At 40.9% G+C, this 474-nt stretch carries 1 protein-coding gene; it reads left to right on the forward strand.

Translation table 11 applies throughout. The features are described from left to right. Nucleotides 1-201: 201 nt before the first annotated feature. The coding region (gene mraW, locus AB4653_RS23625; protein ID WP_372105463.1) for a 16S rRNA (cytosine(1402)-N(4))-methyltransferase at nucleotides 202-474 on the forward strand (273 nt) is incomplete at its 3' end.

Genomic DNA, 474 nt, shown 5'->3' on the forward strand with positions numbered 1-474 from the left:
GTAGTGATGGGTTTTTTGCTTTATATTGACGTTAATTATTTAGATTTCCTTAGAATCCATCATCTTGATATGAGCTTGGGTCAAAAATTCCCAAAGCCTATACACAATATGGTGGAGATACGGCGCGAAATCAGTAAACTAAAACGTTAATAGAACATATTATTGCCGAACTAATGGCTCAATCCATTCACTGAGAAGACTATGACAGAAGCATTCAAACATATTTCAGTATTGCTTAACGAATCTATTGACGGACTTGCGATCAAACCTGACGGTACCTATATCGATGGTACTTTTGGCCGTGGTGGTCACAGCCGTACAATCCTGTCTAAACTGGGCGAGAATGGAAGACTCTTTAGTATCGACCGCGATCCACAAGCGATTGCCGAAGCACAAAAGATTGATGACCCTCGTTTTACGATTATTCACGGCCCGTTCTCAGGTATGGCTGAATATGCAGAGCGTTATGACTTA

The sequence above is a fragment of the Vibrio sp. 10N.222.48.A3 genome, from assembly GCF_041475345.1.
GTDB classification, from domain to species: domain Bacteria; phylum Pseudomonadota; class Gammaproteobacteria; order Enterobacterales; family Vibrionaceae; genus Vibrio; species Vibrio tasmaniensis_A.